General features: G+C 65.1%; 20 protein-coding genes and 1 tRNA gene. 11 read left to right on the plus strand and 10 right to left on the minus strand.

The window, feature by feature from the left end:
• Nucleotides 1–243: 243 nt before the first annotated feature.
• A complete protein-coding gene (locus HYG81_RS29805; RefSeq protein WP_180839730.1) occupies nucleotides 244–1,908 on the minus strand; it encodes an ammonium transporter in 1,665 nt (554 codons plus the stop codon).
• A 485-nt stretch (nucleotides 1,909–2,393) separates the two neighbouring features.
• Nucleotides 2,394–3,422, minus strand: coding sequence for a porphobilinogen synthase (gene hemB, locus HYG81_RS29810; protein WP_180839731.1), 1,029 nt, complete (start codon nucleotides 3,420–3,422; stop codon nucleotides 2,394–2,396).
• 98 nt (nucleotides 3,423–3,520) lie between these two features.
• Between hemB and HYG81_RS29815 the strand changes: the two genes are divergently transcribed.
• The 4 genes from HYG81_RS29815 (at nucleotide 3,521) to HYG81_RS29830 (ending at nucleotide 6,673) form a co-directional block, all read left to right on the plus strand.
• Complete coding sequence (locus tag HYG81_RS29815) at nucleotides 3,521–3,823, plus strand: hypothetical protein (RefSeq protein ID WP_180839732.1); 303 nt, start codon at nucleotides 3,521–3,523, stop codon at nucleotides 3,821–3,823.
• 91 nt (nucleotides 3,824–3,914) lie between these two features.
• Nucleotides 3,915–5,090: an MFS transporter gene (locus tag HYG81_RS29820; RefSeq protein WP_180839733.1), complete on the plus strand. Its 1,176-nt coding sequence runs from the start codon at nucleotides 3,915–3,917 to the stop codon at nucleotides 5,088–5,090.
• A 321-nt stretch (nucleotides 5,091–5,411) separates the two neighbouring features.
• On the plus strand, nucleotides 5,412–6,197 hold the full coding sequence (locus HYG81_RS29825; RefSeq protein ID WP_180839734.1) for a TrmB family transcriptional regulator: 786 nt from the start codon (nucleotides 5,412–5,414) through the stop codon (nucleotides 6,195–6,197).
• Nucleotides 6,198–6,349: 152 nt separating this feature from the next.
• The gene (locus tag HYG81_RS29830; protein ID WP_098724945.1) at nucleotides 6,350–6,673 is read left to right on the plus strand and encodes a 4Fe-4S dicluster domain-containing protein; all 324 of its coding nucleotides are present in this window, start codon (nucleotides 6,350–6,352) and stop codon (nucleotides 6,671–6,673) included.
• Nucleotides 6,674–6,699: 26 nt separating this feature from the next.
• Here the strand turns inward: HYG81_RS29830 and HYG81_RS29835 are convergent, their stop codons facing one another.
• Together HYG81_RS29835 and HYG81_RS29840 are read right to left on the minus strand one after the other, a co-directional pair.
• Complete coding sequence (locus HYG81_RS29835; RefSeq protein ID WP_180839735.1) at nucleotides 6,700–6,864, minus strand: DUF6757 family protein; 165 nt, start codon at nucleotides 6,862–6,864, stop codon at nucleotides 6,700–6,702.
• 56 nt (nucleotides 6,865–6,920) lie between these two features.
• The gene (locus HYG81_RS29840; protein ID WP_180839736.1) at nucleotides 6,921–7,742 is read right to left on the minus strand and encodes a PHP domain-containing protein; all 822 of its coding nucleotides are present in this window, start codon (nucleotides 7,740–7,742) and stop codon (nucleotides 6,921–6,923) included.
• A gap of 158 nt (nucleotides 7,743–7,900) precedes the next feature.
• Here HYG81_RS29840 and HYG81_RS29845 point away from each other — a divergent pair, with 158 nt between their 5' ends.
• The gene (locus tag HYG81_RS29845) at nucleotides 7,901–8,188 is read left to right on the plus strand and encodes a DUF5789 family protein (RefSeq protein WP_180839737.1); all 288 of its coding nucleotides are present in this window, start codon (nucleotides 7,901–7,903) and stop codon (nucleotides 8,186–8,188) included.
• Between the two features lie 210 nt (nucleotides 8,189–8,398).
• Here the strand turns inward: HYG81_RS29845 and HYG81_RS29850 are convergent, their stop codons facing one another.
• Entirely contained in the window at nucleotides 8,399–9,406 is a 1,008-nt protein-coding gene (locus tag HYG81_RS29850; RefSeq protein ID WP_180839738.1) for a DUF5784 family protein, read from the minus strand.
• A 247-nt stretch (nucleotides 9,407–9,653) separates the two neighbouring features.
• Between HYG81_RS29850 and HYG81_RS29855 the strand changes: the two genes are divergently transcribed.
• Complete coding sequence (locus HYG81_RS29855; protein WP_219628726.1) at nucleotides 9,654–9,827, plus strand: DUF5786 family protein; 174 nt, start codon at nucleotides 9,654–9,656, stop codon at nucleotides 9,825–9,827.
• Between the two features lie 62 nt (nucleotides 9,828–9,889).
• Here HYG81_RS29855 and HYG81_RS29860 read toward each other — a convergent pair whose 3' ends face one another.
• The gene (locus HYG81_RS29860; protein WP_180839739.1) at nucleotides 9,890–10,885 is read right to left on the minus strand and encodes a YkgJ family cysteine cluster protein; all 996 of its coding nucleotides are present in this window, start codon (nucleotides 10,883–10,885) and stop codon (nucleotides 9,890–9,892) included.
• 139 nt (nucleotides 10,886–11,024) lie between these two features.
• Here HYG81_RS29860 and HYG81_RS29865 point away from each other — a divergent pair, with 139 nt between their 5' ends.
• Nucleotides 11,025–11,270, plus strand: a complete 246-nt coding sequence (locus tag HYG81_RS29865; RefSeq protein WP_180839740.1) for a DUF7561 family protein — start codon at nucleotides 11,025–11,027, stop codon at nucleotides 11,268–11,270.
• Between the two features lie 137 nt (nucleotides 11,271–11,407).
• Here HYG81_RS29865 and HYG81_RS29870 read toward each other — a convergent pair.
• Both HYG81_RS29870 and HYG81_RS29875 read right to left on the minus strand, forming a co-directional pair.
• A tRNA-Gly gene (locus HYG81_RS29870) sits at nucleotides 11,408–11,496 on the minus strand.
• 95 nt (nucleotides 11,497–11,591) lie between these two features.
• A complete protein-coding gene (locus HYG81_RS29875; protein ID WP_180839741.1) occupies nucleotides 11,592–12,290 on the minus strand; it encodes a hypothetical protein in 699 nt (232 codons plus the stop codon).
• A gap of 143 nt (nucleotides 12,291–12,433) precedes the next feature.
• Here HYG81_RS29875 and HYG81_RS29880 point away from each other — a divergent pair, with 143 nt between their 5' ends.
• Nucleotides 12,434–14,299: a helicase C-terminal domain-containing protein gene (locus HYG81_RS29880; protein WP_180839742.1), complete on the plus strand. Its 1,866-nt coding sequence runs from the start codon at nucleotides 12,434–12,436 to the stop codon at nucleotides 14,297–14,299.
• Nucleotides 14,300–14,602: 303 nt separating this feature from the next.
• Here the strand turns inward: HYG81_RS29880 and HYG81_RS29885 are convergent, their stop codons facing one another.
• Both HYG81_RS29885 and HYG81_RS29890 read right to left on the minus strand, forming a co-directional pair.
• Nucleotides 14,603–15,793 carry a class I SAM-dependent methyltransferase gene (locus HYG81_RS29885; protein ID WP_180839743.1) on the minus strand — a complete coding sequence of 397 codons (1,191 nt, stop codon included), beginning with the start codon at nucleotides 15,791–15,793 and terminating at the stop codon, nucleotides 14,603–14,605.
• On the minus strand, nucleotides 15,786–16,913 hold the full coding sequence (locus tag HYG81_RS29890) for a 60S ribosomal export protein NMD3 (RefSeq protein ID WP_180839744.1): 1,128 nt from the start codon (nucleotides 16,911–16,913) through the stop codon (nucleotides 15,786–15,788). Before HYG81_RS29890 ends, HYG81_RS29885 begins: the two co-directional genes overlap by 8 nt.
• Before the next feature lie 530 nt (nucleotides 16,914–17,443).
• On the opposite strand from HYG81_RS29890, the gene htpX reads away from it, so the two are divergent.
• The 3 genes from htpX to pspAB all read left to right on the plus strand — a co-directional run bounded on the left by htpX (nucleotide 17,444) and on the right by pspAB (nucleotide 19,594).
• Nucleotides 17,444–18,328: a zinc metalloprotease HtpX gene (gene htpX, locus HYG81_RS29895; RefSeq protein WP_180839745.1), complete on the plus strand. Its 885-nt coding sequence runs from the start codon at nucleotides 17,444–17,446 to the stop codon at nucleotides 18,326–18,328.
• A 53-nt stretch (nucleotides 18,329–18,381) separates the two neighbouring features.
• Nucleotides 18,382–18,918, plus strand: a complete 537-nt coding sequence (locus HYG81_RS29900) for a metal-dependent hydrolase (RefSeq protein WP_180839746.1) — start codon at nucleotides 18,382–18,384, stop codon at nucleotides 18,916–18,918.
• A gap of 70 nt (nucleotides 18,919–18,988) precedes the next feature.
• Nucleotides 18,989–19,594, plus strand: a complete 606-nt coding sequence (gene pspAB / locus HYG81_RS29905; protein WP_180839747.1) for a PspA-associated protein PspAB — start codon at nucleotides 18,989–18,991, stop codon at nucleotides 19,592–19,594.
• Nucleotides 19,595–19,786 lie beyond the last annotated feature (192 nt).

The raw sequence follows: 19,786 nt of genomic DNA on the forward strand, positions 1-19,786 counted from the left end.
GACGAGAAAAGCGACGAACCCGAACCGGACCCGGGACAGCGTGACACGATCGAACCCACAGCGGACTGCACCGGTGTCGGTCGCGGGCCAGATGGCCTCCGATCAACGCGACGTCCGGTTCGGGCGGATGTCACAAGCGCGCCGATTGCCAGAGCCACACCGTAAAACGTGGGTCGCGTGAGTCACCTTACGTCGCGGTCCGTCGGCGGGCGGACCGCGAGCGGTCGACCGCGTGTCCCCAACTCAGACGGCATCACGACCGGTTTTGCCGGTGCGAATCTGCATCGCGCTCTCGACTGGCATGACGAAGATCTTGCCGTCGCCGGGTTCGCCGGTCTCTGCGCCGTCGCGGATGGCATCGACGACCTCCTGGGCCGGGATATCCGCGACGACGCACTCGATCTTGACCTTCTGGTGGAGGTCGACCGTGTACTCCTCGCCGCGCCACTGTCCTTTCTTCGCGGGCTGGGAGCCGCGACCGGAGACGTTGGTGACGGTCAACGACGGCGCGCCGGCTTCGGCGAGGGACTGCTTGATCGCGCCGAGGCGGTCGGGACGAACGATCGCGCTGACCATCTTGATTTCGCCGTCGTTCGGCTCGCCGCCGTCGGCGCGGACGATCTGCTCGTCGCTACCGCCGTCGGTGGCGATGTCGGGTTCGCCAAACTCGGGGTAGGTGTCGACGCCGTGTTCGGAGACGTCGAGCCCGTCGCGCTCGTGTTCGGGCGAGACGCGGGCCTGACCGGCTGCTTTGAACGCGTACCAGATGACGGCGGTCGCGGCAATCGTCCAGCCGGCGATGACGACGACACCGATGAGCTGCGCGACGAACACGTCGACACGACTCCCGCTGATCCCGCTCATGTATTCGGGCGAGGCCACGACCGGGAGCAGCAGCGTCCCGAGGACGCCGGCCGAACCGTGGACCGGGAAGACCGCACAGACGTCGTCGATCTTCAGGTAACTCTCGACGATGCCGAAGACGATGGGGAGCTGGGCACCGGCGAGGCCGCCGACCAGAAACGCACCCCACCAAGTCGAGGCGTGAGGAATCGCGGTGATCGCGGCCAGGCCGGCCAGCAGACCGTTAGCGACGTACAGGGTATCGACTTTGCCGGTCTTGACCCAGGCGACGAGTCCGGCTCCCATCGCACCGCAGGCCATTGCGACCGTCGTGGTCAAGGCGACGCGACCGAGCTGATCGCCGAGGAACGCGCCCTCGCCGATGATCGCCGAGGTACCGACGTTGAAGCCGTACCAGCCGAAGGCGAGGATCAGCGTACCGAGCGCAGCGAAGGTCAGCGAGTGCCCGGGAATGACGTTCGCGCTCCCGTCGCTGTTGTACCGGTCCATTCGCGGACCGAGGACCCACGCGGCGGTGAGACCGGCGATGCCGCCCATCCCGTGGACGATCATTCCGCCGGCGAAGTCATCGAACACCACGCCGTTGTACGAGAGCATCTCGCCCGCCCACGTGAGTCCGGTGACGACGGGGTAGATCACCGCGGCCAGCAGGAAGGTATAGGTGACGTACGCGCGGAGCTTCGCGCGACCGGCGACGGCCCCCGAAACGATGGTCGCCGCAGTCATGGCGAAGACCGCACCGTATAGCCAGTCCATCCAGTCGGATGCGGCACTCTCGAACTGGAAGGCGAGCCCGTTGCCGGCCACGAGGCCCTCGATGGTGGCGCCGATCAGGAAGAACACCGTCACGCCGACCGACCAGGTCAGCAGGTTCTTCGTTAGTTGGTTCGCCACGTTCTTCGAGCGGACCTGTCCCGCCTCGAGCATGGCGAAGCCGGCGTGCATGAAGAAGATCAGGAACGTGGCGACCAAGATCCACGTGTAGTTGATCGAGTCGATCAACATCTCGATCTCAGCCTCGCTCTGCAAGAGCGTCGGCTCCATCAGGCAGCCACCTCCGTTTCCGTCGTTTCGTTACCGGAGCGTTGTAGACGTATGTCCATGTATGAGCTGTTCAGGCGCATGGTTGTCTTTTGAATCACGTTAGATGCCGATGGACTAGCTATACATAACGTTTAGTGTTGATAAACGTCCAAAAATAGGCGAGTAATAGGGACAACCAAACAAATCTAAAGGAGATCTAATGTGTATAAGGCTATTCTATCTTGCGTATTTTTCGAGTCGTGGTTATATATTCGACCTTTGTAAACCTAGAAAAACTCGAGGCGAGACGTTCAACCACCATATCGACCCTGCATACCCCCTCGAGTAGCCCGACTCCCCTCGCGCGCGGTAAATATTGCCATCCGTCCGGCACTGCGGAGGATGGTGTGGACGTTTGTCCGAATACCACCTGCTATCCACGCGTAGCCGGCCGTTCCGACGGCGCGCTCCCCGATTCACTCGTCGGCTCGGCCGGCGACTTCCGGCTATCGGTCGCCGGTCAGTCTCTCGGCGACGTCTTCAGCGAAGTAGGTCAAAATCAGATCCGCTCCCGCACGTTTGATCGATAGCAGCGACTCGAGCGCCGCATCCTCCAGCTCCATCCATCCCTTCTCGGCGGCGGCGTGGAGCATGGCGTACTCACCGGAGACGTTGTAGGCCGCGACGGGGTGGTCGAACTCCCGGCGGACGGCGCTGACGATGTCGAGGTACGGCAGGGCGGGTTTGACCATCATCACGTCCGCGCCCTGCTCGGCGTCGAGTCGGACTTCCCGCATGGCCTCCCGCGAGTTCGCGGGGTCCATCTGGTAGTGCCGGCGGTTGCCGAAGGACGGCGCACCGTCGGCGGCGTCCCGGAAGGGGCCGTAGAAGGCGCTCTCGTACTTCGCCGCGTAGCTCATGATCGGAACCTGCTCGTAGCCCGCCTCGTCCAGCGCCGAGCGGATGACCCCGACCATCCCGTCCATCATCCCGCTCGGCGCAACCATGTCCGCACCCGCGCGAGCGTGCGATGTGACGATCTGCTCGAGCGCCTCGAGCGTCGCGTCGTTGTCGACGGTCATCGTCGGTTCGCAGGCCGGTCCGTCCGCCTCGACGACGCTCCCCTCCGCTCGCAGCTCCTCCTCGAGCGGACCGCAGTGGCCGTGATCCGTGTACTCGCAGAGACAGACATCGGTGATGACGTAGGCGTCAGTCTCGCTCGTGACTCGGCGCAGCGCCTCCTGAATGACGCCGTCCTCGGCCCACGCACGACTCCCCTCGGGATCCTTCGATTCCGGAATGCCAAAGAGCATGATCGCCTCGACGCCCGTTTCGAGGACCTCCTCGACGCGGGCGACGATTCCGTCGATCGGCACCCGCTCGTGACCGGGCATCGACTCGATCGGGATGCGCTCGTCGGTCGTGGCGTCGACGAACACCGGCGCGATCAGATCGCTCGGCTCGAGGCTCGTCTCGCTGACGAGACCGCGAATCCGGTCCTGTCGGAGCCGCCGGGGGCGATGTGTGAGGTCCATAGACGTGCATTCGACGGGAGTCGCAAAAGCACCTCGCTCGCGGAATCGATCGTCACCGCTCAGCGGGCCGCGTCTCCGCTCATCGGAGCCGCCGCTCGATGCTCGAGACGGTCGGCAGCCGCCGCTGCAGCCGCGTCAGCGCGAACATCCCGCGGGCGTACTACGCCGTCGGCACGCCCGGCGGGACGTCGAGCGGGCCGATCCGTGAGGTGGCGATCGTCCGGGGCTCGAGGTGGCGGACGGCGGATTCGTCCTGGCCCGACGCCCGTGAGGAACGCGATCAGACGTTGCTATCGGTAACTGCCTCGAGACGACGAACATTCGTCCGTCCGGTCGATCGGCCGCGGATCGATCCCGTGGACAGTGAGACCGAACCGCAATCCAGTGGCGACTGCCGGTAGCAGTGCCCTCATCCGTCGGGATCGATGACGAGTTAGCAGACTCTCGTCCCGACCGGAACGTACCGATGATGCTGCGACTACTCGAGTTCGAATGAGACGCTGGCGATACGAGGAGACCGTCCTCACGATGTGTACGCTCGCCTTCCTGGCGACGATGGCCGCCAGGCTGGTGATCAGTCCGGTCGTCCCCCGGATCACCGCCGAGTTCGGCGTCTCGAACTCGGTGATCGGGCTCGCGCTGACGGGGATGTGGATGGCGTACTTTTGCTCGCAGTTCCCCAGTGGCGTCTTCGGCGACAGGTTCGGCGAGCGCCGCGTCATTCTGGTCGCCGTCGGCGGAACGGCCGTCGCGAGCGCGTTCCTCGCGATCGCACCACTGTTCCCCGTCTTCGTGGTCGGCACCATCGTGCTCGGTGCCGTCGCCGGCCTCCACTACAGCGTCGCGACGTCGCTGCTGACGCGGACCTACGTCGAGATCGGAGCCGCGATCGGCGTCCACAACAGCGGCGGTCCCATCGCCGGCCTCGTCGCGCCGCCGGTCGCCGCCTGGGTCGCCGTCCGGTACGGCTGGCGGGCGGCGATCGCGGTCGGTGCCGTGGTAGCCGTCCCTATCTTCGTCCTGTTCGCCCGGTCGGTCCGACCGACCGCTCCCCAGCGGCCCGACCAGCCGATGGCCGAACGGTTCGAACTCGAGCCGCTCGTCGAACTCCTCTCCCGGCCGAAAATAGCCTTCACGTCCGCCCTCGCCATTCTGGGCGATTTCGTCTGGCAGGCGACCTCCTCGTTCCTGCCGACGTTCCTCGTGACCTACCGCGGCCAGTCCGCGACGACGGCGAGTCTCGTCTTCGGGGGCTACTTCGTGGTTCAGGGGCTCACGCAGGTCGGCGTTGGGGCGGCCTCCGATCGCTACGGTCGCGAGGTCACTACCGCGGCCTGTATGGTGCTCTCCGTCGCCGGCTTCGCGCTGTTCGTCGCCGTTCCGGGAACCGCCGCCGTCGCGGCCGCAGTGGTGCTCCTCGGGATCGGTCTCGGCTGGGGTGCAGCGCTGTTGCCCCGATTTATGGACGAACTGTCCCCATCCGAACGGGGGGCGGGGTTCGGTCTCGTTCGCACCGTCTACGGCTTCGTCGGGGCGCTGGGCTCGGTCGTCACCGGAACCCTGGCGGACCTGTTCGGCTGGGGCGTCTCCTTCGGTTTCCTCGCCGCGTTACTCGCCGTCGTCTTCGTTGCGTTGGCCGTCAACTGGGCGTTTTCACTGGGCTACTGACTCGTACTCGCGAATCGGACCAGCGTTGTTACGGTTGGAGCACACGACGCAGCACTCCCGTCACACTCGCATCTCGCTTATGTGTTCGAAGCGGGTAGATCGCTCCATGGCAGCAGAGTCACGGCGGAAGGGTGCGGCGCGGTGTACGGACTGCGGAAGAGCGTTGGCGGTATGGCTTTCGCCCGGCGAAATTCGACCGATCGGCAGCGCTAACGGTTGTCCCTGCGGTGGCGACTCCTTTCGTCCGTTTTCCTGATCGTCGAATAACGACGTGGCGGTAGAAAGCCGCGTTTTTTCCTCCGTGCTGGCTGTGTGTTACCCGTGCCAAGCGCCGAGGAAGCGGTCAAAACCCTCGAGGAGTTGGGTCTGACGGAGTACGAGTCTCGGTGTCTCGTGGCCCTCGTTCGCATCTCGAAGGGGACCGCAAAGGAGATCAGTCAGGTCGCGGATATCCCCCGCTCGCGGGTGTACGACACGATCGAGCGGCTCGAACGCAAGGGGCTCGTTAGCGTCCAGCAGACCGAACCCCGCGAGTACAAGGCCGTGTCCGTCGAGACGGCCTGTCGGCGGCTTCGCGAGGACTTCGACTCGCGGATCAACGCCGCCGAGAACGCGCTCGGCCAGCTCGAGGAACCCGATTCGCGGGACGACGAGGGAATGTGGGCGATCACGCAGAAAGAACACGTCACCGAGCGCGTCGTCCGCTTCCTCGAGGAGGCGGAGGACACCGTCCGGTATCTCGTTCCGGCGACCGAAGTCGTCGAACGGGAGATCTTCGCGGCCCTCGAGTCGGCTGCCGACCGCGGCGTCGACGTCTATATCGAAGTCCCGACCGAGGACGATCACGAGCGGTTCTCGGAGGCGGTTCCGAGCGCGGGTATCGTCGTCGCACCCGATCTCCAGACGACCAACAACGTCCAGAACGAGTGGCCGGCACAGTTGCTCATGACCGATCAAGAGGCGATCGTCGCAGCCGGGATCAAGGAGAGCGAGTTGCCCGACGTGATCAACGAGATGGCTGTCTGGACCTACGGCCGCGATCACGGCTTCGCCGTCTGGACGCGCGAACTCCTCGACGATCGGCTCGCGAGACGCGACGAGGACTGAACGACGGACGGGTAGAATGACGGACGGGTGGCACATCCGTCCGCAGGGTCGGCCTGGTTGTCTCGTTCCGATCGTTCCCGCTCGAGGGAGCGGCCGCTCGCGTTGCAGCGAGTACGCACTTTTAAGTGTGTCCGTCATTTAATCTGTTAGCAATGGCCATAGACCCACAGTTCCACGAGAACCGCGACCAGGTCGACGAACACGAGGGGCACTCGGTCTGGGGTCCCGTCGACGAACCCGAAGAACTCGGCATCCACGGCACGCACGTCGCGGTCGACTTCGACATCTGCATCGCGGACGGCGCCTGCGTCGAGGACTGCCCGGTCGACGTCTTCGAGTGGATCGACACGCCCGGACATCCGGAAAGCGAAGAGAAGGCTGATCCCGCCAAGGAAGCGCAGTGTATCGATTGTATGCTCTGCGTCGACGTCTGCCCGGTCGACGCCATCGACGTCGACGCCGGGCGAACCGCATAACGGGACGAACAGGACGCGCCGGCTCCTTACTCGGCGCGATCGACGTCGACTTTCTCTTTCAGGCTCTCGAGGCCGTCCGCTTCGGCGAGTTCCTGTAACCGCTCGCGGAAATGCTCTTCGCAGAGTCCGACTCTGAGCCCGTCGGACTCCGCGGCGAACGCGGCCTCGCGGTCACAGTAGTGGCAGTTCATACCCGTTCGTTAGGACTACGATGCATTGAACCCTCCGCTAGCGGTCAGCTTTTAGGTCACTCGACTGGCAACCCGAGACGCTCGTACGCCCGTCGAGAGAGCCCATCGACGCCGAGTCGCTCGTCGTGCGCGTCGCTGCCGCCGGTCGCGAGCAGGCCGTGGCGCTCGATCGCTCGTTCGACGAGGTCGCGGTCGACATCGCGGCCGTAGGGGTACTGCAGTTCGACGGCATCGAGTTCGGCTGCCAGCGCGAGCGCACTCTCCGGATCGCGATATCGCAGCGGATGGGCCAGCGAAACGAGCTGACAGGACTCGGCCAGCGCCGACCGTCCCCGCTCGAACGACGGAACCTCCCGGGGCACGTAGCAGGGACAGTCGGAACCGATGACGTGATCGAACGCGCCCTGATAGTCGTAGTCGGCCTCGGGATGGGCCTCGATCGCCCGCGCGATGTGGGGCCGCCCGAAGCCGCCGTCGACGGTCACGTCGAGATCGATGCCCAGCCGCGATTCCACGCAGTCGACGATCGCCTTTCCGCGATCGATGCGGTTCGTCTGTATCCGATCGAGAATGGCCTCGAGCGCCGGGCTCGGCTCGAGGCCGTAACCCAGCAGATCGATTCGCTGGCCGCCGCCGGATCGCCGATCCGACTCCTCGCTGCTGGCCTCACCGCCCGGCGTCTCCACGCGCAGCTCGATCCCGTGGAGGAGCGTCACACCGTCGCGCTCGACCACCGGTCCGTCGAACGGCTGTACCCGATCGTGGTCCGTCACCGCGACGATGTCGACACCGCCGCGGCGAGCGGCGTCGGGGATCGCCTCGAGCTCGAGGCTGCCGTCCGAGCGCGTCGTGTGGACGTGTAAATCCGCATATGGCATACGATATCCGAACAGCCCCGCTCTGAAAGGTGTTTCTCCGGGCCTGCTACCGATTCTCACGATATCTAGGGTGGTATTAGGTATATTAGGTCTGGGGTGCTACTAGGAAACATAGATGGACAATGTTTATAATTATCGTTCACACAGGATAGGGCGTAATGCTGCTCAATGGCACCGGCGAGGTCATCGACGACCACGAGTACCCCGCGACGACCGAGGAACTGATCGAGGAGTACGGCGATCGAACCCTCGAACTCCCCAACGGCAGTGAGACGGTCGGCGATGTACTCGCCCGTCTCGAGTCCGAAACTTTCGAAAATCCGGAAGAGGCGCGTTTCGCCGTCTACTCCGCCGTCAGCGACAAAGCCGTCGGCCGCGTCGGCTACAGCGACCGCGACCCGACCCCGGTCGGCAGCCCGTACGCGCCCGACGCCGTCTCGTTCTAACCAAAGTTTTTACGCGGGATCCTCGCTCGTTTTGCTCGCTCGAACCCCGCGCAAAAACTTTGATGAAAAAGGCCGAGCGTTCGCTGCGCTCACGCTCGGTGAAACCGCTCGCTTCGCGAGCGGTACGCTATTCCCGTTGTTCGATTGGCTGGTCTCTCGAGCGATTAGATCACGTCACTGACCAGACCGGAGTCCTGATCGGTTCGAAACTTAGTCCAGGAACTCGAGTGCGTCATCCAACTTGAGGGGCACCGCACCTTTCCGGTAGCCTTCGGCGTGGCCGTTCGGCCGGACGCGGTAGACGACCGCGGGGCGGTGGCGAACGTCGGGTTGTTCGCCGCGGACGGCGGACCAGGCGTCGTCGCGAAAGCTCGAGCAGTCGACGAAGAGGACTGCACCGCCGCCGTGTTCGGCCAGCTGGCCGTTGGTCTTGGTCTCGGCGGTGTCGCGGACGGCGGCCACGGGGCCGGACGCCGCGCGGTTCTGGGGCGGCTGGGGTCGCGTGACTTCGACGAGGACGTTGGTCTCGTCGTTTTCGGCCCGAAAGTCGAGCGAGTGCCCGGTCGTGACCTCGATCTCCGGGACCACGTCGTAGCCCGCGTCGGTGAGGAGCTTTGCCGCGATGAACTCGGCCATCGCGGCGCTCATCCGGACCCGGTCGACGTGGTTGCTGGTGCCGAGTTTGCCCGACATGACGTGTCGGTACTTGTCAAGGACGCCGGTCTCGAGGAAGTCCTCGAAGAAGCGGGTCGTCTCCCGACGGCCGGCGTCTGGGAAGCCGGCGGCGTGTTCGCGGAAGAACGCTCGAGTCGAGCCCCGGCCGTCTTTGGACATGAACACTGGCAGGAAAAACCACGAGAGGTGCGGGTAATCGGCGAGCCAGGGGTCCTCCTCGTGAAGCGTCGCGGTCAGTTCGCGCTGGGCCCACCGCGAGACGCGATGGGGAACCTCCCGCCAGCCGAACTTGTCGGTCTTCCACAGCGAGGAAGGTGTCTCCGTGTTGCCCATCCAGTAGGCGTCGCTGTCGGTGCGCGCAAAGAGGGCGACGTCTCCGTTTTGCATCTCGAAGCGGTGTGTCTGCCAGTCGCCGCCGATCTTGAACCACGGCGTAACGGACTGTGCGCCGATATTCGACTGCAGCGGCTGGAGAATCTCGTGTTGAACTCGCCCGTCGCTCCAGGACTGCGGCGAGTAACGAAAGCGAAGCGGCCGTGCCACGGGTCGATTTAGAGCACGGAGGTGCATATACTGTTCGTTGTCCGCTGTCACCACGCCGGCCGCGAGGCTCTACTCTCATCCCGATGCGGTCGACAACCTCGGGAGTTCCACCCGCCGACCGTGACGGCTCGGCGGCTGTCCCGCCGTGGTGGATCGCCGTCTCGGTCGAAACGGATGCGGCTGACTGATGGGTGTGTGCAACCGTTACATTCATAGTTGCGCCGCCCCTATCATGTTCACACTAACCATGTCAATGGGTGCCTATGACGAAGACGAGCACGAGCGCCGCGAAAAACAGGCCTCGAAGGTCGACACCGATTTCGACGACGAGCGGACGATTTACCACGGCAAAGTCGAGTACGACTCCGGCGATTCCGCCGAAGAGTTGCTAGATACGTTCGAACAGATCAAGTCGGATTAGCGGCGTTGAGTTGGCCGTTCCCCCCTCTGTTCGTCTCCCTCTCTAGCCGTCGGTATCAGTACTCACTCGAGGATGTCCCAGCCCGGCGTTTCGGGTGCGCCGCGAGCGGTCTCGATATCGTCGGCGACGGCTGGTGACGGCACAGCCTCGCCGGCCTCCCGGCAGCGCTGCTGCCAGTCGCGGATCGCCGGCCCGACCCACGATTCGTCGTCTGCGGATTCCGACTCGGCATCTTTACCGTCGAGCAGCCGCGCTTTCGCCCGATCGTAGTGGAATTCCGAGATTGCGAGTGTCCCGGGACTCGAGGCGGCGGCGACCGCGATCGCCTCGGCGCGATCTCGTCGCGTGAGCTCGCCGGTCGCCGCTCGGTCGACGATTCCCTCAAGGTCGGCCGGCCGCGGATGACAGAAGAGCTTCGCCCCGATCGCCTGCGATCCGAGTAGCAGGCCGTCGGGCTCGTCGTGGTCTGCCTCGAGCAGCCGGTCGCCGCCGAACGCGGACTCGACGCGTTCGCACTCGGTCTCCCGTGCGAGCGCGAGGTTGTATTCGGGATACGCACCGCACTCGTCGGGATACAGTTCGCGCTCGTGAATCCGACACTGCAGCGTCGTCGGATCGAGAAAGACGCAGGTCGGCAGCCACGTCGGCTCCTCGCGGCCGAACGGGGCGACCGGCTTCGGCGGTTTCCGGAGGCCCACGAAAAACGCCGGCCGGCCCGCGACGGCGGCGACGCTCACTCCGTCGATCTCGACGCCCTCGGCTTCGTCTCGAGCGTGCCAGAACCGCGGCGTCAGCGCATCGGTCATCCCCGCCTCGAGGAACCCCCGTACCTCGTCTCGAGTCAGCGGGACGAAGGTGGCGTCGTCGTCGAGCGGCTCCCGGGATGCTGTCCCCGCGTCCTCGCCGTCGAACGGGTCGCGCTGTCGCCGGTGTCGCTGTTTGGAGTCGCTCTCGGTCTCGTCTTCACCGTCTCGAGCGGCGGTCGATTCCGCACCCTCTTCGAGCAGCGATCGCCAGTCCATGCAACAGCCGGCACAGCCCTCGCAGTTCACCTCCATAGTCGGCGGTACGCCGCTGTGGCCTATATAACCGCTGTGCGGACTCCCCCGTTTAAACGCTCGCTGGCCGGACACCTCGTCCCAAGCGACTGATCGCGCCAGGAGAACGATTTTCATCGTCGGGCACCCACTGGCACGTATGTCGAAGACTTCCTGTGACGGCTGCGGTCGAACGGTCACTGTCTCCGGCGGGATCGCCACCCTCTGGTCGTTCGGCAGTGACGCCGGGACCGTCGGAACCGCGATCACGCTGGAGCTCGAGGACGGCTCGTCACATCTGCTCTGTTATCCGTGCATCGAAGCGATCCCCGACTATCCGACGGTCGAGGACATCGAGCGACTCGAGCAGGTCGACGACGAAACCTCACGGCTCGAGACGTTATAGGAGTCCTCCGAGTCGATGCGAGTCGACTCGAGCCGCGAAAAATGGGGATTTCGAGTGGAGGCGATGTGACGGCCACGGCGGTTCGCCGCAGAGCGCGTGAGCACGAGCGACACCCGCGGCGGTACCGCAGCCGGAAACGGAAGGGGTGGGAGTTGAACGCCACGGGGCGAAATGCCGCCGCGGAACCGGATGGCACCGCGGTGCTCTACCGCTGAGCGACCCTTCCGTACCTGTATTCCAGTCCCGGATTCGTATTTGTAATCGGGCGGCTACCGTTCCGAAGTGGGACCGATCGCTCGGTAGACGGGGGCTACAGCAGCGTTAGCGCTCCCACGGGCAGGGAGCCACGTCGGCCGTCGATTCGACCAGCGAGAGCTCCTCGTCCACGACGAGCGCGTCGAACTGGAAGTACTCGCCCAGCCGCGAGTCGACGGTCTCCTCGAGTCCGCGATCGTCCGATACCGAACACTCGTAGCGCCCAAGCACGTCGGAAACGTCGATTTTCTCGCGGTCGCCGGCCTCGAGCGCGAGCGTTTCGTCGACCACGGTCTCGCCGTCGTCCTCGCGGACGATGGTGATCGCCACGGACCGGTGATCGTCGGTCGCGTTCTCGACTCGCAGTTCGTGGACCCGTCGCCGCGTCAGTCGATCCCGCTCGACCAGGGAGAGCGTCCGTTCGTCGCCGTCGTCGGATTCGGTGACCGTCGGTTCGTACGTGGCGTCGTCCCTGCGAACGTAGGCGTGGTCGACGTCCATCGCGTCCTCGAGCAAGAACCCACCGGACGCGGTGTAGCCGTCCGTCTCGAGTGCCGCGTCGATCTCACACTGGAGTGGGTCGGGGAACGACGCGTACGAGATGAGCAGGTGACGACACGTCTCGTACGTATCGTCGGCGTCACAGGCTGCACTCGGGCTCGGGGTGGCTGAATCGTCGGTGTCGGTTTCGATATCGTCGCCGAGACAGCCGGCCGACACGACCGTCCCCGAACCGACCGCGGCGAGGAGCGTGCGTCGTTTCATGGCTGGATATCTGTTGATCGGTCTATATGTGTTGGGGTAGGTCAAATACCGCTTTTCCGTTCGGAAGACGGGTTCGTGTTCGCACTCTCGTCTCGAGCAACGGTTCGCAGCCTTTAGGACGTGTCCGGTCCGTGAGTCGAACGGTGAATACCGAGCGGATCTTCGAGGAGTTTCCCGCGCCGAGTTACCGCGGGACCCAACAGCAGGCCCTCCGCGACATTCGCGACGCCTTCGCGGCCGGCAACGACGTCGTGCTCGTTCGCGCGCCGACGGGCAGCGGCAAGTCTCTGCTCGCCCGCGCCATCGCCGGCTGTGCGCAGCGCGCGGACGAGGGTGACCCCAGCGATGCGACGGGCGCGTACTACACGACGCCGCAGGTCTCACAGCTCGACGACGTTGCGGCCGACGACCTCCTGGCGGATCTCAACGTCATCCGCGGGAAGTCGAACTACACCTGCATTCTGCCGGAGGAACGCGACACGCCGGTCAATCAGGCCCCCTGCGTGCGAGAGCGGGGCTACGACTGCTCCGTCAAACACCGGTGTCCGTACTTCTCCGACCGCGCGATCGCGTCGAATCGGGAAATCGCGGCGATGACGCTGGCCTACTTCATGCAGACCGCCGGCAGCGAGGTCTTCCGCAAACGCGACGTCGTGGTCGTCGACGAAGCCCACGGCCTCGCGGAGTGGGCCGAAATGTACGCGACCATCCAGCTGGGGCCCCGAACCGTCCCGTTCTGGGACGATCTGCGGGTTCCCGAGGTGGACTCCGTCGAGCGCGCCGTCCGCTACGCCGAGAGCCTCGCACAGACGTGTACGCGGCGCAAGGACGACCTGCTCGCACAGGACTCGCTCTCCCCCGGCGACGTGCGCGAACGCGACCGACTGCAGGAACTCATCGGCGAACTCGAGTGGTTCGTCTCGGACTTCCGGGACCCGCAGAGCCCGACGACGTGGCTGGTCGATCAGTCCGAGCCGCGCGCTCGCGACGCCGGCGCCGACGAGGGCGACGCCGACGGCGACGAACCGCGGGGCGGTCCCCTGACGATCAAGCCGATGAACCCCGAGAAGTACCTCCAGCACACCGTCTGGGGGCGGGGCAACAAGTTCGCCCTCCTCTCGGCGACGATTCTCAACAAGGCGGCGTTCTGCCGGCAGGTCGGACTCGATCCCGACGACGTCGCGCTGGTCGACGTCGAACACACCTTCCCCGTCGAGAACCGGCCGCTGTACGATGTCACGCAGGGGAAGATGACCTACGAGGAGCGCGACGAGACGACGCCGAAGATCGCCCGGACGATCGTCCGACTGATGCAACACCACCCCGACGAGAAGGGGCTGGTCCACGCCCACTCCTACGACATTCAGGAACGGCTGGCCGACCTCCTCGCCGACTTCGGCGTCGGCGACCGGATCCGGACCCACGACCGCGACGGCCGCGACGCCGAACTCGAGGCCTGGAAGGCCAGCGACGAGCCCGACGTCTTCCTCTCGGTGAAGATGGAGGAGGCACTGGATCTCAAGGGCGACCTCTGTCGCTGGCAGGTCCTCTGTAAGGCCCCCTTCCTCAACACCGGCGACTCGCGGGTGGCACATCGCTTGGAGCAGGGACAGTGGGCGTGGTACTACCGGACGACGCTCCGGACCGTCATTCAGGCCTGCGGCCGGGTCGTTCGCGCGCCCGACGATTACGGGGCGACGTATCTGGCGGACTCGAGTCTGGTGGACTGCTTCGAGCGCGCCCGGACGGACATGCCGGAGTGGTTCGAGGCGCAGGTCGATCGCATGACGCGCCCCGATCTCCCGACGTTCGAGCCGCAGGCGGCGCTCAGCGGGACGGTATCGGGCGGCGGGTCCGGCGTCGCCGACGGATCGTCCCGGACGGGACGAAGTAACACGACGGATTCCCAGCGTAGCAACGGAACCGATCGGGGATCGTCGCGGTCGCGCCGGTCGCGGAAATCGTCTCGCTCGAGCCCGCTAGCGGATGTCTGGGACACGGACGAGTAGAAACTGGATACGCGGGGTCGGCGACGGATTTCTCGCGGACGGTGGATCTGACGATCAGTCTGGCGGTGGTTCGAAGCCCGCGCGAGCGCCTCGAGCGTCTCCACGTCCGTTCGACCAGCCGTCCCTAAAAGAGGGCCGTTGCGCTCCACGCAACCATCGAGGTCATCATGAGGACCGCGAAGATGAGTGCGATGATCTGATTCCTGTTCATAGTCGATGTCAGACGGCCCGCAACTATCAATGTCACGACCGAAGTCGGCCGCCCGAGGCGGAGCGCGTTGCAACGCGAGTCTCCCTGTCTCGCTACTCGAACCGCGCGTCGACGACAACGTGGTCGACGCCCGCACTGTGGCTCTTCACCCGCCGTTTCTCGAGTACCTCCAGTTCGCGGCCGGCGTCGTCGGCGGCCGCCGCGAGGCGCTCGAGCGGCCGGTCCCAGAGTAGCGACTCGGGGGCCGCCTCGTGGTAGTGGACGACGCCGCCGGGGACCAGCGCCGCGAGGGCGTCGGGCAGGAAGTCGTGTGCTTCGTCGGTTCGCGTTCCGTGGTCCGTCCCGTCGTTTCCGTCGTTATCCGAGCCGTCCGAACTCCCGTAGTAGCCCATGACCACGCGATCGGCCTCGAGTTCGCTCGCGAGGTCGCGACAGTCGGTCATGTAGGCATCGACCCGGTCGCCGACGTCGTTGAGCACGGCGTTCTCGAGCAGGTAGCGAAAGGCGGTCGGGTTGATCTCGGTCGCGGTCACCCGCGCACCCGCTCGAGCCATCGGGAGGGTGAAGTAGCCGATACCGGCGAACATGTCGAAGACGTGCTCGCCGTCGGCGGTTATCTCGCCCATTCGGGCTCGCTCGGCTTGGTTCCCGGGCGAGAACATGACCGTCGCCGGATCGAGTCCGTATCGGGTTCCGTGCTCGGTGTGGATCGTCTCCGTGTCGTCGTCGCCCGCGATCAGTCTGGTACGGGGCTCCCGATAGGTGCCGGCCGTCCCGTCGTTTTCGATCCCGTCGTCGGCCAGCACGCTGTCGGCCTCGCCGTGTAACTCGAGCAGGGCCTCCCCGAGCGCCGCCTCGTCGGGGCAGTCGTCGGGCACCGTCACGAGGATCACCGAGCCGATCACCGCCCACGAGCCCGGGACCGACTCGAGGTCGGCGTCGCTCCAGCCCCGCTCGACCAGCAGCGCCTCGAGGTCGGGATTTCGCGGCTCTGGCTCGAGTTGCCGGACGACCTCGGGCACTTGCGTCTCGGCCGGCGGCTCCGTGATCGGGAGCGCGACCCGCTCGGACCCATTTTCGCGCACGCGCCTCGAGTCGTCGTAGACGCCCTCGGCGCGCAGCGATTCGATAGCGGTCTCGGTGCGAGTCTTGTCGACGAGCGCGGCCAGCGGCGCGTCGGCCTCCGCTCGTTCGAGGACGTCGTCAGCCGCGGGCTCGAGGGAACGACGCTCCCCGTCCGCAGCTCGGTCGTCCCCGTCTGCGTCAGCTGCGTCCTCAGTCATCGCTCTCGTCGGGCAGAATGTGCAGTCCGGCGCGGCTCTTCAGTACGGGGACGGTTTCGGCATCCGGATCGAAGTAGTCCGGTCGCGCGACGGTCGTGGCCCGAAACGTCTCGGGGTCGAGCACCTGCACGGCGTTGTCGTCTTCGACGGTGACGACCGTCGCTTCGTCCGCGTCCTCGAGCTGGCCGAGCCGTCTCGCGTCGGGCGAGTTCCCCTCCTCGTAGCTCGCTTCGTAGCGCTCGCCGGTCGTCACGCGGACGCCCTTGAGGTTGCCGCGGGCACTGCGGACGAGGACGGGACCGTCGTCGTCGTCGTCGGCGAGATCGATCACTTCGCCGGGCGTGTATGGCGGCAGCCGAACGGCGAACGTGACGCGGTAGACCTCGTTGCCGTCCTGGTCCTCCGTGACGAGGGTTTCGGCGTCGTTGACGGTCCCGCCGAACTCCTCGATCATCTTGTTCGAGATCTTCTTGCCGATCTTGTTGGTCGAGACCCTGATGTTCAGTCCGTCGTCGACCTCGCTCATCTCGGTGACGAAGGCGTTGCGGTCGCCCGTCGCCTCCATATCGGCGACGATCCCGTTCGCGATCGCTTTCGCTCTCTCGACCTCGTCGGTCGTCGGGGTGCGGTCCTCGGCGCGGACCTGGACGATGCTGGCGTAGTAGTCGCCGGCGATCCGCCCGCAGCGGGTACAGGTCTGACGGGCGATCTTGACCGGAACCGTCACCTGCTCCTCGACCGGCGTCCCGCGAACGACGCCGGTAAAGAAACAGTGCATCCGGATCGTGTTCTGGTCGACCTGCTCGGGGTCTATCTGCCAGGCGACGTCCTCGACGTCGACGTGGACGCCGAGCGCCTCGCTGACCTCCTCGATGGCGATGTCGGTGTAGTCGTCCGCGCCGACGTCGACCCACCGGTTCCCCCGGTAGACCGCACCGCAGCGGGCGCAGACGCGAACGTCGATCCGATCCGGCGCGTCCACGAAGTCGAAGTCCTCGAAGTAACACGAATCGCAGAGTTCGACCTCCGCACCGGGCCGCAACGGATTGTTCGCGTCGCTTGCCGACCGCTCGGGCACCGCGTCCCCGCATCGGGGACAGAACGCACGCGATTCACTCATTGGCCCCGTTTAGGGGCTCACGGAGTTAAGGGACGCGTTCCGACCTTTTCGACTGGGATCACTCGAGGAAAGTCACACGGATCGCTCACCCTCTCCGACCGGTTCCGTTCCGTGACGTTCGGTCCGCTCTACCCGAAACGAAGGGGTAGCGAACTGAAATCGTCAGACACACGTCAGACTTCCTCTCAGTTCGCTGGTGTCAGACGTGACCACGTCACGTGGTTTCCAGCCGAAACGAAGGGGTTGGACGGATCAACTGCCACGGTCGTTGATCGGTCAGTCGCCGAATATGGAACACTATCAATCTGACAATTCCAGTGTCGGCTGCAGTATCACTCCCGTAGCCGTTCTTCTATGGCGTCGCGTTCGGCTTCGATCCGTTCGACGGCGCTCGGCGGATACGGCGGTAATGGCGTCGAAATTCACAACTGACCGGTATTCGTGTCCCGCACTCGAGCGATAGTTGGATGTGAGAGAGTGTCGCCCGTTTCGACAGGGCACTTATTTTGCCGGAGCCCTTCGTTTCGGATATGAAATGGCAGGCGGACTGGGGATTGCGGTTTCGAATGTTCGTGACGATGTTTCTGCTGTTCGTGCTGTACATCGTCTTCGCCGGAGCGATCGCTGCCTACATGGGCAGTTTCGTCGTTTTCGTCGTCCTGTTCGGAGGGATGTCGCTGGTCCAGTACTACTTCAGCGACACGCTCACCCTCCGGAGTATGGGTGCGAAGACGGTCTCGGCCGACGAGTACCCGCAGCTGCACGCCTCGATCGAACGACTCTCCCAGCAGGCGGACCTCCCCAAACCGAAGGTGGCGGTCGTCGACTCGAAGGTCCCGAACGCCTTCGCGACCGGGCGCAACCAGCGCAACGCCGCGGTCTGCGTGACGACCGGGATCATGAACACGCTCGAGCAGGACGAACTCGACGGCGTCCTCGCGCACGAACTCGCCCACGTCAAAAACCGCGACATGATGGTGATGACTATCGCCTCCTTCCTCTCGACGATCGCGTTCATGGTCGTCCGCTGGGGCGCGTTCTTCGGCGGCGGCCACGGCCGCGGTCGGCAGGGTGGAGGCGGCGGTATCGTCGCCGCGATCCTCGTCTCGCTGGTCGTCTGGATCATCAGCTACCTGCTGATCCGCGCGCTCTCGCGGTACCGCGAGTACTCCGCCGACCGGGGCGCGGCCGCCATCACCGGCAACCCGTCGGCGCTCGCCTCGGCGCTGCTGAAGATCTCCGGCGAGATGGACAAGGTCCCGAAAGACGACATGCGCGAGGAGGCCGAGATGAACGCCTTCTTCATCATCCCGATCAAGTCCGGCATCGTCGGTCGGCTCTTCTCGACGCATCCGCCGACGGAGAAGCGCGTCGAACAACTTCGGAGCTTAGAGCGAGAGATGCAGGCGCTGTAAACTGCGCTGCATCCGGGCCATTACTTAAGAGACGTCGGGCGAACGCAACGAGCATGGTCGAACCGATCGGTCACGTCGCGACGGCGCTGCTATTTGCGGTGCCCGCGTGGTTCCTCTGGGGTCGTCGCCCGGCTGTCACGTTCACCGTGTTGACGCAGGTAACGTCCGTGCTCCCCGACGTCGACATCTACCTCCGGGAGTACTTCTCGCATCCGTTGCTCCAGCATCACGGAATCACCCACACGATTCCGTTTATGCTGGTCGTCGGCGCGCGCGTGCTGACGCCGTTTCTGAACGCGAACCGTCTGATTCACAGTGACTCGATCACGCCGTCGACGACGTTCGTATTCACGACGGGCGCGTTCTGGGCCGGCGGCATCAGTCACGTCCTCGTCGATCTGCTCTCCGCGGCACCGGACACGGCGATCGCACCGCTCTGGCCGCTGTACCGCGGCGACGTGATCGTGAATATCGTCGCGTACGATTCGACTTCGGTGAATCTCGGCCTGATTCTCACCGCGGTCGTCCTCCACGTCGGCCTGTACCGCGCCGAGCGGTATCCGTACGAGACACGGTGGGGGATCGACTGACGCCGCGGACCGAGTCCCGTCGTCGCGGCTAAACGCAATCCTTCTAAGGAATTATGCGCTTTAGACGAGCATGGGACTGCTGGACGGACTCCGCGCGATCCTCGGCTCGCGCGCCGAGGCCGACGCCGGACGCGACGCCGACCCCGACGACCTCTTCGGGATGAGCACCGCGTACCTCACGATGCAGGCCGATCTGGGTTACGAGTCGCTGGACGTCGGCGCGCTCTGTTTCTCCGGCGTCGACTCGAGCGACTTCCGGGACGCCGTCGACGAGGTCGAAGCGATCCTCGAGGCCGGACAGGAGGAAACGGGCACCGAGTTCTCGGTCACGGCGGACGACCACGGCTACCACTGGGTCGTCCTCACAGACGACGACCCGGAGGACCTGATCACGAGCATGCACTTCGCCGCGGACACCTTCATCGAGCACGGCTACGGCTCGCGCTTGCTGGCCGCCGTGTTCGCCTATCGGGACCGCGACGGGACCGCTTACTGGATCTACTCCTTCCGTCGCGGCCGGTTCTACCCGTTCGTTCCCCGGTCCGGTCGGGAACGCGACTCGAGCGCGGAGTTCACCCTCGAGTCGGCTCTGGACGGCGAACTCGAGATCGAGCGCGAGAAGGACTACTGGTACCCGCTTTGGCCCAGCGAGCGCGGGACTCACCCTTGGGAGTGAACACGCGGATCAGAACGGCGGTGATGATGGCTGACACATTGTGGGACCCAGTTCTGTCCCCTCGTGTCGCGGACTCCCAAACTGTGTAGGAGTCACCGGTATTGCAGTTCCCCATATAGATAGAAGTACGCGACAGGAAGCCACATCATCACAACTGCGCCATACACCAGTTGCTTCCTCTTCCTGTCGCTC

Source organism: Natrinema zhouii (assembly GCF_013456555.2).
GTDB lineage: Archaea > Halobacteriota > Halobacteria > Halobacteriales > Natrialbaceae > Natrinema > Natrinema zhouii.

Coding starts and splice junctions, on each gene's coding strand:
- HYG81_RS29805 (WP_180839730.1), bottom strand. CDS start 1,908: ATGGAGCCGACGCTCTTGCAGAGCGAGGCTGAGATCGAGATGTTGATC.
- HYG81_RS29875 (WP_180839741.1), bottom strand. CDS start 12,290: ATGAAACGACGCACGCTCCTCGCCGCGGTCGGTTCGGGGACGGTCGTG.
- HYG81_RS29845 (WP_180839737.1), top strand. CDS start 7,901: ATGCTGCTCAATGGCACCGGCGAGGTCATCGACGACCACGAGTACCCC.
- HYG81_RS29885 (WP_180839743.1), bottom strand. CDS start 15,793: ATGACTGAGGACGCAGCTGACGCAGACGGGGACGACCGAGCTGCGGAC.
- HYG81_RS29865 (WP_180839740.1), top strand. CDS start 11,025: ATGTCGAAGACTTCCTGTGACGGCTGCGGTCGAACGGTCACTGTCTCC.
- HYG81_RS29835 (WP_180839735.1), bottom strand. CDS start 6,864: ATGAACTGCCACTACTGTGACCGCGAGGCCGCGTTCGCCGCGGAGTCC.
- HYG81_RS29855 (WP_219628726.1), top strand. CDS start 9,654: ATGTCAATGGGTGCCTATGACGAAGACGAGCACGAGCGCCGCGAAAAA.
- HYG81_RS29890 (WP_180839744.1), bottom strand. CDS start 16,913: ATGAGTGAATCGCGTGCGTTCTGTCCCCGATGCGGGGACGCGGTGCCC.
- HYG81_RS29860 (WP_180839739.1), bottom strand. CDS start 10,885: ATGGAGGTGAACTGCGAGGGCTGTGCCGGCTGTTGCATGGACTGGCGA.
- pspAB (WP_180839747.1), top strand. CDS start 18,989: ATGGGACTGCTGGACGGACTCCGCGCGATCCTCGGCTCGCGCGCCGAG.
- htpX (WP_180839745.1), top strand. CDS start 17,444: ATGAAATGGCAGGCGGACTGGGGATTGCGGTTTCGAATGTTCGTGACG.
- HYG81_RS29830 (WP_098724945.1), top strand. CDS start 6,350: ATGGCCATAGACCCACAGTTCCACGAGAACCGCGACCAGGTCGACGAA.
- HYG81_RS29840 (WP_180839736.1), bottom strand. CDS start 7,742: ATGCCATATGCGGATTTACACGTCCACACGACGCGCTCGGACGGCAGC.
- HYG81_RS29815 (WP_180839732.1), top strand. CDS start 3,521: ATGCTCGAGACGGTCGGCAGCCGCCGCTGCAGCCGCGTCAGCGCGAAC.
- HYG81_RS29900 (WP_180839746.1), top strand. CDS start 18,382: ATGGTCGAACCGATCGGTCACGTCGCGACGGCGCTGCTATTTGCGGTG.
- HYG81_RS29820 (WP_180839733.1), top strand. CDS start 3,915: ATGAGACGCTGGCGATACGAGGAGACCGTCCTCACGATGTGTACGCTC.
- hemB (WP_180839731.1), bottom strand. CDS start 3,422: ATGGACCTCACACATCGCCCCCGGCGGCTCCGACAGGACCGGATTCGC.